The organism is Micromonospora sp. PRAS1, from assembly GCF_059553435.1.
Map to the genome: position 1 here is coordinate 130,548 of NZ_JCANNB010000006.1, position 13,173 is coordinate 143,720.

The window sequence follows — 13,173 nt, forward strand, 5'->3', positions numbered from 1 at the left end:
CCGGCACTCCGACACCTGCTCGACAGGGGTTACGCCCGGCTGGGCGCGCGGGTACGGTGCCTGCGACCGGAAGGCAACGGCCGCCGCCGGTCCGCCCGCGCGTCGGTGCAGTCCGGGCGGCCGCTGGGAGGCAGGAAGCATGGGGTACGACGAACCGGGCTGGAGCGGGTCGCCGGAGCCGACCTCCGGGGTCCCCGCCGACGAGGTGGAGACGGTCGTCGTCGACGATCCCCAGAGCGGTGAGCCGGGCCGGGACCGGTTCGGCGTCCACGTTGTCTGGGAGACCCTCCTGCTGCTCGGCTTCAGCGCCCTGGTGTACCTGCTCTGGCAGGAGAACCCGGCGGCGGTGCGGGGCAGTGGCCTCCGCACCCTCATCCTCGCCGTGGTCGGTCTCGGCCTGCTGATGATGGCCGCCGGGTTGAGTCTGCGTACCGCCGCGGTGAATCTCGCGGTCGGACCGGTGGCTGTCGCGGCCGGGCTGCACTTCGCCGAGCAGGGCGACCGGGGTCTGGTCGTCGCCGTCGGCCACGCCGTCGTGGTGGCCGCCCTCGGCGGGCTGCTGCTGGGCCTGGTCGTCGTGGTGCTGCACGTGCCGGGCTGGGCGGCCAGCCTGGGCGGCGCGGCCGGCGTCATCGTCTACGTCGAGCAGCGGTCCGCGCCGGTGCTGGTGCAGGGCGACTACGATCCGCGCGGCATGGCCGGCCAACTCTTCGTCGGGTTCGCCGCGATCGCGGTCATCGGAGGGCTGCTTGGGGCGATGGGCCCGATCCGCCGGCTGGTCGGTCGGTTCCGCCCGGTCGTCGACCCGGCGCGGCGGCGCGGAGTGGCGGCCGCCGTCGTCACCACCGGCGGGTACGTCTTCTCCACCGTGCTGGCGATGCTCGCCGGTGCGCTCGTCGCCGCGTCCGACGGTGCGGTGACCCCGACCGCCGGGCTGGACTGGACGGTGCTGGCGGTGGGCGCGACGCTGCTCGCCGGCACCAGCGCCTTCGGCCTGCGGGGCGGTGTGTTCGGCACGCTCCTGACGGCCGGCGCGATCGGCCTGTTCTTCGCGTACGCGCAGCAGCGCGGCTGGACGGTGAGCCGCTGGACGGTCGGCGGCCTGGCACTGGCCGGGGGGCTGGTGGTGACCCGGCTGGTCGAGCGGTACGGCCGACCGGCGTCGGGACCGAACGTACGCCCCGCACCGCCCCCGGCTGGCGACCCGTCGACCTCCGGCGGTTGGACCCTGCCACGGTCGGCGCCGGTCGGCGACTGGCCGCCCGTCCTGCCGACCCAGACGACCGGGGGCGCGGCCGATCCGTGGGGCACCCGTCGGTGGGAGACCGGCTCGCGGAACTGGGACACCGAGGAACGGTGAGCCGCCGCTCAGAGAGCCCGGCAACAGGACTGGCGGTCTCTCCTGGTGCGTCTCGGCGAGCCGGATGTGATCTCGGCGGTTAGGCTCGGCGCATGACCGACACATCATCGATCTCCGGCGGCCGGTCGTTCGAGGAACTGGACGTCCTCTCCACGGAGGAACTGCGCGAGCAGGCGTTCGCGCTGGCCCGGGAGCGCCGTGACGTGGGGTTCTTCTGGTCGGTGCTGCGGCACCTGCCGAACGCGGACGAGGCCGCGGCGCTGGACGGCGCGCCGAACTCGGTCGGGCCGACGGTCGACGAGGCGGTCGCGCTGTGGCGCGAGATGACCGGTCACGGCTACGAGGAGTCCGCCCCGCTGCTGCGCGCCGCCTTCATCGACTACCTGATGAAGCACTGACCGGTCGCCACCCGGCCCGGCACGTGGCGGAGCCCGGCGTAGCACCATAAATCACGCGCCGCGTTTGCCCATGTCGATTCGCTGGGAACTAGCGGGGCCATGGCTCTCACCAATCGTTACAAGTCCGCACCGGGTGCCGGCACGCTCGCCGCACTCATCCTGGTCCTGGTCTTCGGCAGCCCGTGGTACGCCGACTGGGCCAGAGACAACACCGATCCGGACAGCGCTGGCGGGTGGTTCCTGAGACTGCTCGCCTGGCCGGCGTGGCGATTCGACTCCTCCGACTCGATCCAGGAGATCTTCGCCGCGGATCTGAAGGCGATCCTCGTGGTCGCCCTGACCTTCCTCTTCCTCTACCTCCTTCCGGGCTCCCAACTCGCCCGCGCCCGGGGCACGCTCAGCCAGTTCTTCGCCGGCTGGGCGGCGTACGTCTTCGCGGGGGCCTTCGCGGCCCTGCTCACCGCGTTGATCCGGACCAACCCGTCGCTGCTCGGTGCATTCCAGGCCGCCGGTGACGGTGCGGAGTACGGGCTCTTCGTCGGCTGGATCGTCGGCATCGCGACCCTGGGTGGCTACCGGGGACGCCGCTGACGTCGCGGCCGGGCGCGTCGTCAGGGCCGCCGGTGCCGTTCGTCCGCTTCGCGGCCGGGTCCGTCCCCACGGCGGACCCGGCCCTGCTCCGGCCCGTGCCCGCCCCCGGCGGATCCCCGCACAGGTCCACCGTCCCGGCGGTTCAGCCGGTCGATTCCGCCAGCGCCAGGATGCGTTCCCGGCGCAGCAACCCGACCGGCCGATCCTCCTCGGTGACCACGGCGTGTCCACTGGGCGAGGTGAGCAGCACGGCCAACGCGTCGTACGCCGAGCCGCCCAGCGCCACCGCCGGCAACTCCGCGCCGCCGTCGGCGGGCAGCGGTTCGAGCACCTCCCGGGTGACCGGGGTGACCACGAGCCGGCGGATGCCCCGGTCGGCGCCGACGAACTCGCGGGCGAACGGGGTGGCGGGGGCACCGAGCAGGACGGCCGGAGTGTCGTACTGTTCCAGCTGGCCGCCCTCGGAGAGCACCGCGATCCGGTCGCCGAGCCGGACGGCCTCGTCCAGGTCGTGGGTGACCAGGACGATCGTCTTGCGCACCTCGGCCTGGAGTCGCAGGAACTCCTCCTGCAGCCGGGTCCGCACGATCGGGTCGACGGCGGAGAACGGCTCGTCCATCAACAGCACCACCGGGTCGGCCGCGAGCGCCCGGGCCACCCCCACCCGCTGCCGCTGGCCGCCGGAGAGTTCGTGCGGATAGCGGCGGCCGAACTGTCCCGGATCGAGGCCGACCAGTTCCAGCAGTTCCCCGACGCGCTGCCGGGCCCGGTCCCGGGACCAGCCGAGCAGGCGGGGCACCGTGGCGACGTTCGCGGCCACCGTCTGGTGCGGGAAGAGCCCGACGTTCTGGATCACATAGCCGATCTGCCGCCGCAGTCGGACCGGATCGACGCGGGTGACGTCGGAGTCCCCGAGCAGGATCCGGCCGCTGGTCGGCTCGATCAGCCGGTTCACCATCCGCAGTACCGTCGACTTGCCGCAGCCCGACGGCCCGATCAGCACGACCAGCTCGCCCGCCTCGACGTGCAGGCTGAGGTCGCGGACCGCCTCCGTGCCGTCCGGATAACGCTTGCCGATGCCGTCGAGGGTGATCGACGCCGCGCGCTGACCGTCGCCGGTGACCCGGGTACCGTCCACGTATGTCCTTCCGCCTGAGCTACCGGGCCGACCCGGGTAACCCGTGGTTCTCCTGGCAGTACCTGCGGGACAACTCTGACACGGTGACCGCGGCGCTGCGTGACCACACCACGCTGACCCTACGGGCGGTGTTGATCGCCGCGTTGATCGCCGTCCCGCTGGCCGTGGTGGCGTACTGGTTCCGGCCGCTCACGGGGCCGATTCTCGCACTCACCGGGGTGCTCTACACGGTCCCCTCCCTGGCCCTGTTCGCGTTCATCGCGCCCTATCTGGGCATCGGCGTCGCGACTGTGCTCAGCGTGGTGGTGCTGTACGCGCTGCTGGTGATCGTCCGGAACACCGTCGCCGGGCTCAACCAGGTGCCCACGGAGGTGCGTGAGGCGGCCGAGGGGATGGGGTACGGGCGCTGGGGCCGGCTGCTCCGGGTGGAACTGCCGCTGGCGCTGCCCGGCATCCTCACCGGCCTGCGGTTGGCCACGGTCTCGACGGTGGCGCTGGTCACGGTTGGCGTGGTGATCGGGCGCGGCGGTCTCGGGCAGATCATCTTCGCCGGCTTCCAGAACAACTTCTACAAGTCGCAGATCATGACCGGGACACTGCTCTGCGTCCTGCTGGCCCTGGTGCTCGACCTGCTCCTGATCGGCGTGGGTCGACTGCTCACCCCGTGGCTGCGCGGGCGGACCGGATGAGCGGCCGGGCCGGCTCCGCGCACGGCACCGGCGGCCAGCCCGGCCCCGGTGCGGGTGGCGGTCAGCGCGGCGCTACCGGCCGGAGGCCACGATGAATCCCGTAACGCAGGCGGTGCGCTGGCTCAACGATCCGCTGAACTGGACGAACCCGGGCGGCATCCTGGACCGGCTCGGCGAACACGTGAGCATCTCGGCCGCCGCGGTGCTGCTCGGCTGCCTGGTGGCCTGGCCGCTCGGCCTCTGGCTGGGGCACGCCGGACGCGGCGGCGGGCTGGTCGTGCTCGTCTCCAACGTCACCCTGGCGGTGCCGACGCTGGCCCTGCTGACCATCCTTCCGTTGACCTTTCTCGGCTTCGGCCGCCCGGCCGTGGTGGTCGCGCTTGCGGTGTTCGCGGTGCCACCGCTGCTGGCCAACGCGTACACCGGGGTCCGGCAGGTGGACCCGCAGACCCGGGAGGCGGCCCGGGGCATGGGCATGACCGGGACGCAGGTGCTGCGCCGGGTCGAGTTGCCGCTCGCGGTGCCGTACCTGGCCGCAGGCTTCCGTACCGCCGCGGTCCAGGTGGTCGCCACGGCGGCGCTGGCGACCTTCGTCAACGGCGGCGGCCTCGGCGAGATCATCCGGCTGGGCTTCGGCCTGAGCATCGCCGTCGGTGGTGGCCAGATCCTCGCCGGCGGGCTGCTGGTCGCCGGGCTCGCGCTCAGCGTGGAGTTGATCTTCGCGTTCGTCGAGCGGCTGGTCACCCCCGGCCCGCTCCGCCGGGCCAGGCGTGGTGCCGGCCGCCGCGCCGCAGACGCGGTCACCGGTTCCTGATCCGGCCGCACCGACCGGCCGTCGGACCGATCAGCCGGATGGTGACGGTCCGGTGACGAAGGTCGCCAGAACTTGTCGGTGGCGGACGTCAGGATGTTGGGTGGAGGTGCGGGCGGCCGAAAAGTGACATCGCCCGTCGGACACGCGGCCGGCCCCGGAGGGGTCGCGCCGGGACACGGAAGGCGGGCATATGCGCGCAGGTAGAAGACTGTCCATCGCGGTCGTCGGTGCCGTCGCGGCAGCCGGCGTGCTGGCCGGGTGCGGGGAGGCCGGCTCCTCCGGCACCGAGGCGCCGCAGCAGGCCGCGTCGGGTGCGGGGTGCGCCCCGGTGGCAGGCCAGCAGTTGATCGCGCTCGAAGACGACAAGGCGCTCCAGAACGCCGACAACGTCATCCCCGCGGTGCACAGCAAGGCGGCCACGCCGCAGCTCATCGCGGCCCTCGACAAGGTCTCCGCCGTGCTCGACACCCCGAAACTCGTACTGCTCAACAAGGCGGTCGACGAGGACCGGAAGAGTGCCCAGGCAGCGGCGCAGGAGTTCGCCACCGCCAACGGGCTCACCGATGGGGTCGAGCGCGGGCCGGGTGGGCGGCTCACCGTCGGAGCGGGGAACTTCACCGAGAGCGAGATCATCGCCGAGCTTTACAAGATCCAACTGACCGCCGCCGGTTACCAGGTAACCGTCCAGCAGATCGGCAACCGGGAGCTCTACGAGCCGGCGCTGGAGAAGGGCGAGATCCAGGTCGTCCCGGAGTACGCGGCCACCCTCGCCGAGTTCCTCAACGGCAAGGTGAACAGCGGCGGCGAGCCGGTCTCCTCACCTGACGTGGACGCCACCGTCACCGCCCTGCGGAGCCTCGGTGAGAAGGCGGGCCTGGCCTTCGGCGCGCCGGCCGCCGCGCAGAGCCAGAACGCCTTCGCCGTGACCAAGGAGTTCTCCGAGCAGTACGGCGTGCGTACGCTCTCCGAACTGGCGGAGAAGTGCTCGGGCACGGCCACGGTGCTGGGCGGGCCGCCGGAGTGCCAGGAGCGTCCGTTCTGCAAGCCGGGTCTGGAGCAGACCTACGGGCTCCAGGTCGGCTCGTTCTCCTCGCTCGACCAGGGCGGTCCGCTGACCAAGACCGGCCTGCGCAACGGCACGATCAGCGTCGGTCTGGTCTTCTCCACCGACGCGGCCTACGCACAGAGCTGAGTACCGCTCCGGCGCCCGGCGCCCTCGGCCGAACTGGCCGGGGGCGCCAGTGCGTCGCAGGTCGGAGCGCCTGCTCCGAAAAGCCGCCAAACTCTCTTCCATCACCTGCCGCAGGAGCGTTCCCAGCCAACGCAACTCTCGGTAGGCTGCGGACCCATGCCCGCCCCGGTTCCCACCGACCCGCGCAGCAAGCGACTACTCACCGCGCTCTTCTGGGGCGGTGTGGCGCTGGCCCCGGTGGCGGCGCTGATCCTGCTGGTCGCCGACGGTAACGGCCCGCTGCGGTTCGCCGCGGTGCTGGCGATCATGGCCGTGGTGCTGATCGGGCTCTCCATTGCGCTGCGTACCGAGGGCGGTGCCGGCGACGCCGAGGAGTTGCGGGAAGAACTTGACGAGCTGCGGCGAGAACTACGCGGTGAGATCGTCGCCGCCGCCCAGCGTGGCAACCAGGCACTCGACGAGACCCAACGGGTCCAGGAGGTGCTGGCCGGGCTGCGCCGTCGGGTCGACGCCGTCGGCACCGGCCCGATCGCCGGCGGGGAGTCGCCCGGTGCGGCCCGGGCCCGGGTGGCGCCGCCGGAGCCGGAGACGCCGACGCGCCACGCCGAGCGGCCCGCCGCGCCGGCCGGGGTGTACGGTGCCGCGCCGGCCGGGGTGCACGGTGCCGCACCGGCCGGGGTGCACGGCACCGGCCCGGCCGATGGATATGACGACGAGCAACCGGGCAGCGCCTACGCGGCGGATCGTCCCGTCCCGGGTCACGTCGCCGACCGGCAACGGGACGGTCACGCTGCGGGTCACGTCGCTGACCGGCCGGTAAGCGGTTCCGCCGGGGTCTACGGCGCGGCCAGCCGCCCGGAGTACGACAACCGTGCCGCCGACCCGGCAGCGCGCCCGCTCGGCATGGTCCGGCACACCGAAACCGTGCACGTGACCACCCGACAGACCATCGTGGACGGCGGGGTGGGCGACTCCGGTGCCCGGTACGGCGGGTACGCCGCGCCGTGGTCCGCGTCGGAGGAGCGTCCACGGGGTGGCCACGGCGCGGAGCGCGACGACCGGCCCAGGCCCGAGGCGGAGGAACGCTTCCGCCGGGACGACGGCCGGTCCTGGTCCGGCGGTGCCCGGGAGGAGGACCGGTCCCGGCCGGACGCCGGTGACGAGCGTTCCTGGTCCGGCCCGCGCGAGGAGTGGTCCACCCCCGGAAACGAGCACTCCGCCTACCGGGCCGATCCCTCCGGACACCGGGCCGATCCCTCGGGACACCGGGCCGATCCCTCCGGACACCGGGAGGATCGTGACTGGGGAGCGCCGCGCGACGAGTCCGGTTGGAACGACGGTGGACAGCAGTGGGACGCGCCCGTCGAGCCGGCACCGCCCGGCCGGCGGCAGCGCGCGGACGACACCGGCGAGTACTGGTCGCAGCTGCGGGCCGGTGACCGGTGGGCCGCGGTACAAGACGACGACCGGGGGCGCGAGCTTCGGGTGGGTGAACGCCGCGCCGAGGTGCACGCCGACCACACCGGCACCGAGTACCGGGTCGCGGACCGCTGGGCCAGCGTGCGCCGTGACGAGCCGCGCCGTGACGAGCCGCGCCGTGACGAGCCGCGCCGTGACGAGCCGCGCCGTGACGAGCCGCGCCGTGACGATGCTCGGCGTGGCGCTGATGGCGACGATGGGTGGGGCGAAGGCTGGGACGAGCCGGAGAGCCGTCCGGCGCTGCCTGCCGGTGGGGTGCCGGTGCCCCAGGAGTGGCGACCGCCCCGCCAACCCGGCTACCAGCCGGAGCCGGCGCGCGGCTACCAACCCGAACCGGCACGTGGTCACCAGCCCGATCCGGCGCGCGGGTATCAACCCGAGCCGCCACGCGGTCACCAGCCCGATCCGGCGCGCGGATATCAACCCGAGCCCAGGCGCGGCTACCAACCCGAACCGGCGTACGGATACCAGCCCGAGCCGGCCCGGGGGTACCCGCCGGAGCCGCCGGCTGGCGGGTACCCGCCCGAGGCGGCGCGGGGTCCGCGTCCGGAACCCGAGCCGTACGGCCGCCGGCACCACGCCGAGGAGCCGGGTTACGGCCACCCGGTCCACGAGGGCAGCCCGAACCGTTGGCGCTGACCCCCGAGGCGGGGCCAGCGGGCGACCTCGGCCGGGCGGGTCACTTGTCGATGTCGCCCACCACGAAGAACATCGAGCCGAGAATGGCGATCAGGTCCGGTACCAGGCAGCCGGGCAGCAGGGTGGCAAGTGCCTGCACGTTCGCGTACGACGCGGTCCGCAGCTTGAGCCGCCACGGCGTCTTCTCGCCCCGGGACACCAGGTAGTAGCCGTTGATGCCGAGCGGATTCTCCGTCCAGGCATAGGTGTGTCCCTCGGGTGCCTTGAGCACCTTCGGCAGCCGGGTGTTGATCGGCCCGGTTAGCCGGTCGACCCGGTCCAGACACTGCGCGGCGAGGTCGAGTGAGGCGTACACCTGGTCGAGCAGCACCTCGAAGCGGGCGTGACAGTCGCCTGTGGTGCGGGTGACCACCGGCACGTCGAGCTGGTCGTAGGCCAGGTACGGCTCGTCGCGACGCAGGTCCAGATCCAGCCCGGAGGCCCGGGCGACCGGGCCGGAGGCGCCGAACGCGGCGGCGTCGGCGGCGGAGAGCACCCCGACGCCGACCGTACGGGCCAGGAAGATCTCGTTGCGCCGGATCAGATTGTCCAGGTCGGGCATCCGGCGGCGTACCTCGTCGATGGCGACTCGGGCCCGGCCGGTCCACCCGGACGGGACCTCTTCCTTCAGCCCGCCGACCCGGTTGAACATGTAGTGGATCCGCCCGCCGGAGACCTCCTCCATCACCGCCTGGAGCGTCTCCCGCTCCCGGAAGGCGTAGAACATCGGCGTGATGGCACCGATCTCCAGCGGGTACGAGCCGAGGAACATCAGGTGGTTGAGCACCCGGTTCAGCTCGGCCAGGGCCATTCGCAGCCAGGTCGCCCGCTCCGGCACCTCCATGCCCATCAGCCGTTCCACGGCGAGCACGACGCCCAACTCGTTGGCGAACGCGGAGAGCCAGTCGTGCCGGTTGGCCAGCACGATGATCTGCCGGTAGTCGCGTACCTCGAACAGCTTCTCCGCGCCCCGGTGCATGTACCCGACGATCGGTTCGGCGGCGATCACCCGCTCGCCGTCCAGGACGAGCTTGAGCCGCAGCACGCCGTGCGTGGAGGGATGCTGCGGACCGATGTTGAGCACCATGTCCGTGCCGAGCTGCTCGCCACCGGTGCCCGCCACCAGCCCGGCACCGGTGCCGACGGTCAACTCGCGCAGGTCGCCCGTGGTCATGCCCGTCATCGTGCCATGGACCCCGGCCGCCGTGCGGACGCGGCGGCGCGCAGCCGGCCTGGCGGGTTCGGCGGTCGACCTGAACCAGACGGCCGCCTCACCGCCGCGGCTGACCGCCCGACGCGGACCGGTCGGGCAGCAGCCGGTCCACCGGCAGATCGACCGGCTGCCAGAGCCACAGGTGCCCGCCGAGGCCGGCCGGGTCGGTCAGCTCGGCCGCCGCCGACGCCTCGGCGAGCGCCCGCACGTACCCGGCCGGGTCCCGGGCGGCCAGGGCCAGCGGTGGTCGTCCGCCGTCAACCCCGAGCGCCCGCAACCCGGCCCGCTGCGATTCCAGGACGTACGCACACCGGGCGACCCGCTCGCCGGCAACGGCGACCGAGTCCATGGCGACGTGGGCGGTCACGTCGCACGATCCGTCCGGCACCGGCGGCACCTGCCGCCCGCCCCGGTATCCGGCCAGCGTCCCGCCGAGGGGACGATCCGCTAGCAGATGTCCGTAGTCCACGGCCAACGCCAGTCCCCGGTCGACGTGGCCCACCGCTGCGGCCCACGCCGCGTCCCGGGGCCGCCCGATCTCCACCCGATGATCGGCGGGACCGGGCCACCAGGTGGTGAGCCAGTCGGCGTCCTCCCGGCCGACCGGGGCGCCCACCGTCTCGGCTCCGGTGGTGGGGTCGACCTCCAGGTAGTGCCAGCCGTCCTCGTCGTACCTGGCGATGTCCAGCGGGACGTTGTCGAGCCATTCGGTGGCGATCAGCAGGCCGGTGATGCCGGTCGGAATCTCGGCCGCCCAGGTGAACTGCTCGGGGAGATCGTCGGGGCGGGGAGCGAGTTCGACGGCGGTGAACCGTACCCGCTCGGCGAGCGGAGCGGGCAAGCCTGACCCTTCGGAGCGGGCGGGCTGCCCGGAAACCCTCGCGGAAAGCGCGCGAAGCAACTCGCCCCGCCCCGCCCCCACATCGACCACGTCGAACCGCGCCGGAAAATCGAGGACGGAATCGAGCTGGTGGATCAACCGGAGCAGAGCCGAAGCGAAGACCGGTGACGCGTGCACGCTGGTGCGGAAATGGGCCGCGGGTCCGCTCCCGGAGACGAAGAACCCCGCAGGTCCGTAGAGCGCCCGCTGCATCGCGGTGCGCCAGGGCATCGACATCGGGGAACTCCTCGGAGCCGGTGAACGATTTCACACATCCTTGTTTCGGATCCGTGTCAGCGACGCATACTTGCCTCGACCGGTACCCATCTAGAGGACTGGATCGTGACATGAGCGCACCGCTGCGCACCCACCCGGCCGCCCGTGGGCGGCCCGCGACCGTGCCGATCGGCCCGGTCGTCACCCGTGCCGTACTCACCGTCGGCGTCATCGGTGCCGGGCGGGTCGGTGCCACCCTGGGCGCCGCGTTGGCCGCCGCCGGCCACCGGGTGGTCGCCGCCAGCGGACTCTCCGGGGCGTCCCGGGCCCGGCTGGCGTTGCTCCTGCCCGACGTCGCCCGCCGGCCGGCCGAGTCGGTGGCGCGGGTCGCCACCGACCTGCTGCTGATCGCCGTACCGGATGACGCGCTCGCCGGGGTGGTCAGCGGCCTGGCCGCCGACGGCGTGCTGCGCCCAGGCCAGGTGGTCGCGCACACCTCCGGCGCGCACGGCCTGGCGGTGCTGGCCCCGGCCGCTGCGGCCGGCGCGCGCCCACTGGCGCTGCACCCGGCGATGACCTTCACCGGTACGCCCGACGACCTCGGCCGGCTGCCCGGAATCTCGTACGGCGTGACGGCACCGGCGGAACTGCGTCCGTTGGCCGCCCGGCTGGTGGCGGATCTCGGCGGGGTGCCGGAGTGGATCGGCGAGGCTGACCGCACGCTCTACCACGCGGCGTTGGCGCACGGCGCCAATCACCTGGTGACCCTGGTGAACGACGCGGCCGACCGGCTGCGCGAGGCCGGGGTGGGGCAGCCGGAGAAGGTGCTTGCCCCGCTGCTGCGGGCCGCCCTGGAGAACGCGCTGCGCCTCGGTGACGACGCGCTGACCGGCCCGGTCTCCCGGGGCGACGCGGGCACCGTCGAGCGGCACCTGGCGCGACTCGCCGCCACCGCCCCCGAGTCGGTGGCTGCCTACCTGGCGCTGGCCCGGCGCACCGCCGACCGGGCGGTGGCTGCCGGCCGGCTGCGTCCGATGGACGCCGAGCCGCTGCTCGATCTCCTGTACGCCGACCACACGGAGGTGGCCGCGTGACCGCGCCAGAAGCACTAGGCCCACGGCCGGCGACCGGGCCGGAGCTGGTGCACACCCGAGCCGAGCTGGCCCGGGCCCGGGCGGAACTCACCGGGACGGTGGCTGTGGTGATGACCATGGGTGCCCTGCACGAGGGGCACGAGGAGCTGCTGCGGGCCGCCCATGAGCGTGCCGACCACGTGATCGTCACGATTTTCGTGAACCCGCTCCAGTTCGGGCCGAACGAGGACTTCGACCGCTATCCGCGTACCCTCGATGTCGATCTTGAGGTGTGTCGGCGGGCCGGCGCGGACCTGGTCTTCGCCCCCTCGGTGGCCGACATGTACCCCGACGGCGAACCGACCGTACGGATCGACCCGGGGCCGCTCGGCGCGGACCTGGAGGGGCTGAGCCGGCCGGGCTTCTTCCACGGCGTGCTGACCGTGGTGCTGAAGCTGCTCCAGTTGACCCGGCCGGACCTGACCTTCTTCGGCGAGAAGGACTACCAGCAGCTGACCCTGGTCCGGCGGATGTGCCGGGACCTGGACGTGCCGGTCGAGGTGGTCGGGGTACCCACCGTCCGGGAGCCCGACGGGCTGGCCCGGTCCAGCCGCAACCGCTACCTCTCCGAAGCCGAGCGGCAGGCGGCGCTGCGCCTGTCGCGGGCGCTGCGCGCCGGTGTCGAAGCCGCCGAGGCGGGCCGGGACGCCGGGGCGGTGCTGACCGCCGCGCATGCCTGCTTCGGTGCCGGCGAGCCCGGCGCCAAACTCGACTACCTGGTCCTCACCGATCCCGACCTGGCACCGGGGCCGGTCCGTGGCCCGGCCCGGCTGCTCGTCGCCGCCTGGGTGGGCGGTACCAGGCTGATCGACAACGCCCCGGTCCGGCTCGAACCGGCCCACTGACCTTCCGAGTCCCGTACGCGCGAAAGGCGTCCCGATGTACCGCACCATGCTCAAGTCCAAGATCCACCGAGCCACGGTGACCCAGGCGGACCTGCACTACGTGGGCTCGGTGACCGTCGACGAGGATCTGCTCGACGCCGCCGACCTGCTGCCGGGGGAGCAGGTGGCGATCGTGGACATCACAAACGGAGCACGGCTGGAGACGTACGTGATCCCGGGGCGGCGGGGCAGCGGAGTGATCGGCATCAACGGTGCCGCCGCGCACCTGGTGCACCCCGGCGACCTGGTCATCCTGATCTCGTACGGGCAGTTGGACGACGCCGAGGCCCGCAGCTACCGCCCCCGGGTGGTGCACGTGGACGCCGACAACAGGGTCGTCGAGCTGGGCGCCGACCCGTCGACCGCCGCTCCCGGCACCGCCGGAACCCCCCGCCCCAACCCCCTCTCGGTGTAAGGAAGGGCCCCCTTTTAACGCCTCGTGCATAGGAAGGGCCCCTTTCTAACACTTGCCACCCGCGAGCGCCGCCGATTCCCGTCTGTCACCGGA

The 13,173-nt window shown here is 73.0% G+C and carries 13 protein-coding genes; 10 read left to right on the forward strand and 3 right to left on the reverse strand.

Features of this window, described 5'->3' with window-relative positions:
- Positions 1–139 precede the first annotated feature (139 nt).
- From AC507J_RS08270 to AC507J_RS08280, 3 genes are all read left to right on the forward strand, one after another.
- On the forward strand, positions 140–1,360 hold the full coding sequence (locus AC507J_RS08270; protein WP_496288469.1) for an ABC transporter permease: 1,221 nt from the start codon (positions 140–142) through the stop codon (positions 1,358–1,360).
- A gap of 92 nt (positions 1,361–1,452) precedes the next feature.
- Entirely contained in the window at positions 1,453–1,758 is a 306-nt protein-coding gene (locus tag AC507J_RS08275; RefSeq protein ID WP_341717950.1) for a hypothetical protein, read from the forward strand.
- Positions 1,759–1,857: 99 nt separating this feature from the next.
- Complete coding sequence (locus AC507J_RS08280; RefSeq protein WP_496288470.1) at positions 1,858–2,349, forward strand: hypothetical protein; 492 nt, start codon at positions 1,858–1,860, stop codon at positions 2,347–2,349.
- Between the two features lie 142 nt (positions 2,350–2,491).
- Here the strand turns inward: AC507J_RS08280 and AC507J_RS08285 are convergent, their stop codons facing one another.
- Complete coding sequence (locus tag AC507J_RS08285) at positions 2,492–3,487, reverse strand: ABC transporter ATP-binding protein (protein ID WP_496288471.1); 996 nt, start codon at positions 3,485–3,487, stop codon at positions 2,492–2,494.
- Between the two features lie 2 nt (positions 3,488–3,489).
- Here AC507J_RS08285 and AC507J_RS08290 point away from each other — a divergent pair, with 2 nt between their 5' ends.
- From AC507J_RS08290 to AC507J_RS08305, 4 genes are all read left to right on the forward strand, one after another.
- The gene (locus AC507J_RS08290; RefSeq protein ID WP_496288472.1) at positions 3,490–4,176 is read left to right on the forward strand and encodes an ABC transporter permease; all 687 of its coding nucleotides are present in this window, start codon (positions 3,490–3,492) and stop codon (positions 4,174–4,176) included.
- 91 nt (positions 4,177–4,267) lie between these two features.
- A complete protein-coding gene (locus AC507J_RS08295; protein WP_496288473.1) occupies positions 4,268–4,990 on the forward strand; it encodes an ABC transporter permease in 723 nt (240 codons plus the stop codon).
- Between the two features lie 190 nt (positions 4,991–5,180).
- Positions 5,181–6,182, forward strand: coding sequence for a glycine betaine ABC transporter substrate-binding protein (locus AC507J_RS08300; protein WP_496288474.1), 1,002 nt, complete (start codon positions 5,181–5,183; stop codon positions 6,180–6,182).
- A gap of 156 nt (positions 6,183–6,338) precedes the next feature.
- A complete protein-coding gene (locus tag AC507J_RS08305) occupies positions 6,339–8,300 on the forward strand; it encodes a hypothetical protein (protein WP_496288475.1) in 1,962 nt (653 codons plus the stop codon).
- Positions 8,301–8,340: 40 nt separating this feature from the next.
- Here AC507J_RS08305 and AC507J_RS08310 read toward each other — a convergent pair whose 3' ends face one another.
- A complete protein-coding gene (locus AC507J_RS08310) occupies positions 8,341–9,522 on the reverse strand; it encodes an NADH-quinone oxidoreductase subunit D (protein ID WP_496288476.1) in 1,182 nt (393 codons plus the stop codon).
- A gap of 88 nt (positions 9,523–9,610) precedes the next feature.
- Positions 9,611–10,669, reverse strand: coding sequence for an SAM-dependent methyltransferase (locus AC507J_RS08315; RefSeq protein ID WP_496288477.1), 1,059 nt, complete (start codon positions 10,667–10,669; stop codon positions 9,611–9,613).
- Between the two features lie 110 nt (positions 10,670–10,779).
- On the opposite strand from AC507J_RS08315, the gene AC507J_RS08320 reads away from it, so the two are divergent.
- From AC507J_RS08320 to panD, 3 genes are read left to right on the forward strand one after another with little or no spacing between them, the layout of a single operon-like run.
- Positions 10,780–11,742 carry a Rossmann-like and DUF2520 domain-containing protein gene (locus AC507J_RS08320; RefSeq protein WP_496288478.1) on the forward strand — a complete coding sequence of 321 codons (963 nt, stop codon included), beginning with the start codon at positions 10,780–10,782 and terminating at the stop codon, positions 11,740–11,742.
- Positions 11,739–12,626, forward strand: a complete 888-nt coding sequence (gene panC / locus AC507J_RS08325; RefSeq protein ID WP_496288479.1) for a pantoate--beta-alanine ligase — start codon at positions 11,739–11,741, stop codon at positions 12,624–12,626. Before AC507J_RS08320 ends, panC begins: the two co-directional genes overlap by 4 nt.
- Before the next feature lie 34 nt (positions 12,627–12,660).
- On the forward strand, positions 12,661–13,080 hold the full coding sequence (gene panD, locus AC507J_RS08330; RefSeq protein WP_496288480.1) for an aspartate 1-decarboxylase: 420 nt from the start codon (positions 12,661–12,663) through the stop codon (positions 13,078–13,080).
- Positions 13,081–13,173 lie beyond the last annotated feature (93 nt).

What these genes read in the sequence shown, in the direction of transcription:
- AC507J_RS08270 (WP_496288469.1), top strand. Translation starts at nt 140, where the DNA reads ATGGGGTACGACGAACCGGGCTGGAGCGGGTCGCCGGAGCCGACCTCC.
- AC507J_RS08275 (WP_341717950.1), top strand. Translation starts at nt 1,453, where the DNA reads ATGACCGACACATCATCGATCTCCGGCGGCCGGTCGTTCGAGGAACTG.
- AC507J_RS08280 (WP_496288470.1), top strand. Translation starts at nt 1,858, where the DNA reads ATGGCTCTCACCAATCGTTACAAGTCCGCACCGGGTGCCGGCACGCTC.
- AC507J_RS08290 (WP_496288472.1), top strand. Translation starts at nt 3,490, where the DNA reads ATGTCCTTCCGCCTGAGCTACCGGGCCGACCCGGGTAACCCGTGGTTC.
- AC507J_RS08295 (WP_496288473.1), top strand. Translation starts at nt 4,268, where the DNA reads ATGAATCCCGTAACGCAGGCGGTGCGCTGGCTCAACGATCCGCTGAAC.
- AC507J_RS08300 (WP_496288474.1), top strand. Translation starts at nt 5,181, where the DNA reads ATGCGCGCAGGTAGAAGACTGTCCATCGCGGTCGTCGGTGCCGTCGCG.
- AC507J_RS08305 (WP_496288475.1), top strand. Translation starts at nt 6,339, where the DNA reads ATGCCCGCCCCGGTTCCCACCGACCCGCGCAGCAAGCGACTACTCACC.
- AC507J_RS08310 (WP_496288476.1), bottom strand. Translation starts at nt 9,522, where the DNA reads ATGACGGGCATGACCACGGGCGACCTGCGCGAGTTGACCGTCGGCACC.
- AC507J_RS08315 (WP_496288477.1), bottom strand. Translation starts at nt 10,669, where the DNA reads ATGTCGATGCCCTGGCGCACCGCGATGCAGCGGGCGCTCTACGGACCT.
- AC507J_RS08320 (WP_496288478.1), top strand. Translation starts at nt 10,780, where the DNA reads ATGAGCGCACCGCTGCGCACCCACCCGGCCGCCCGTGGGCGGCCCGCG.
- panD (WP_496288480.1), top strand. Translation starts at nt 12,661, where the DNA reads ATGTACCGCACCATGCTCAAGTCCAAGATCCACCGAGCCACGGTGACC.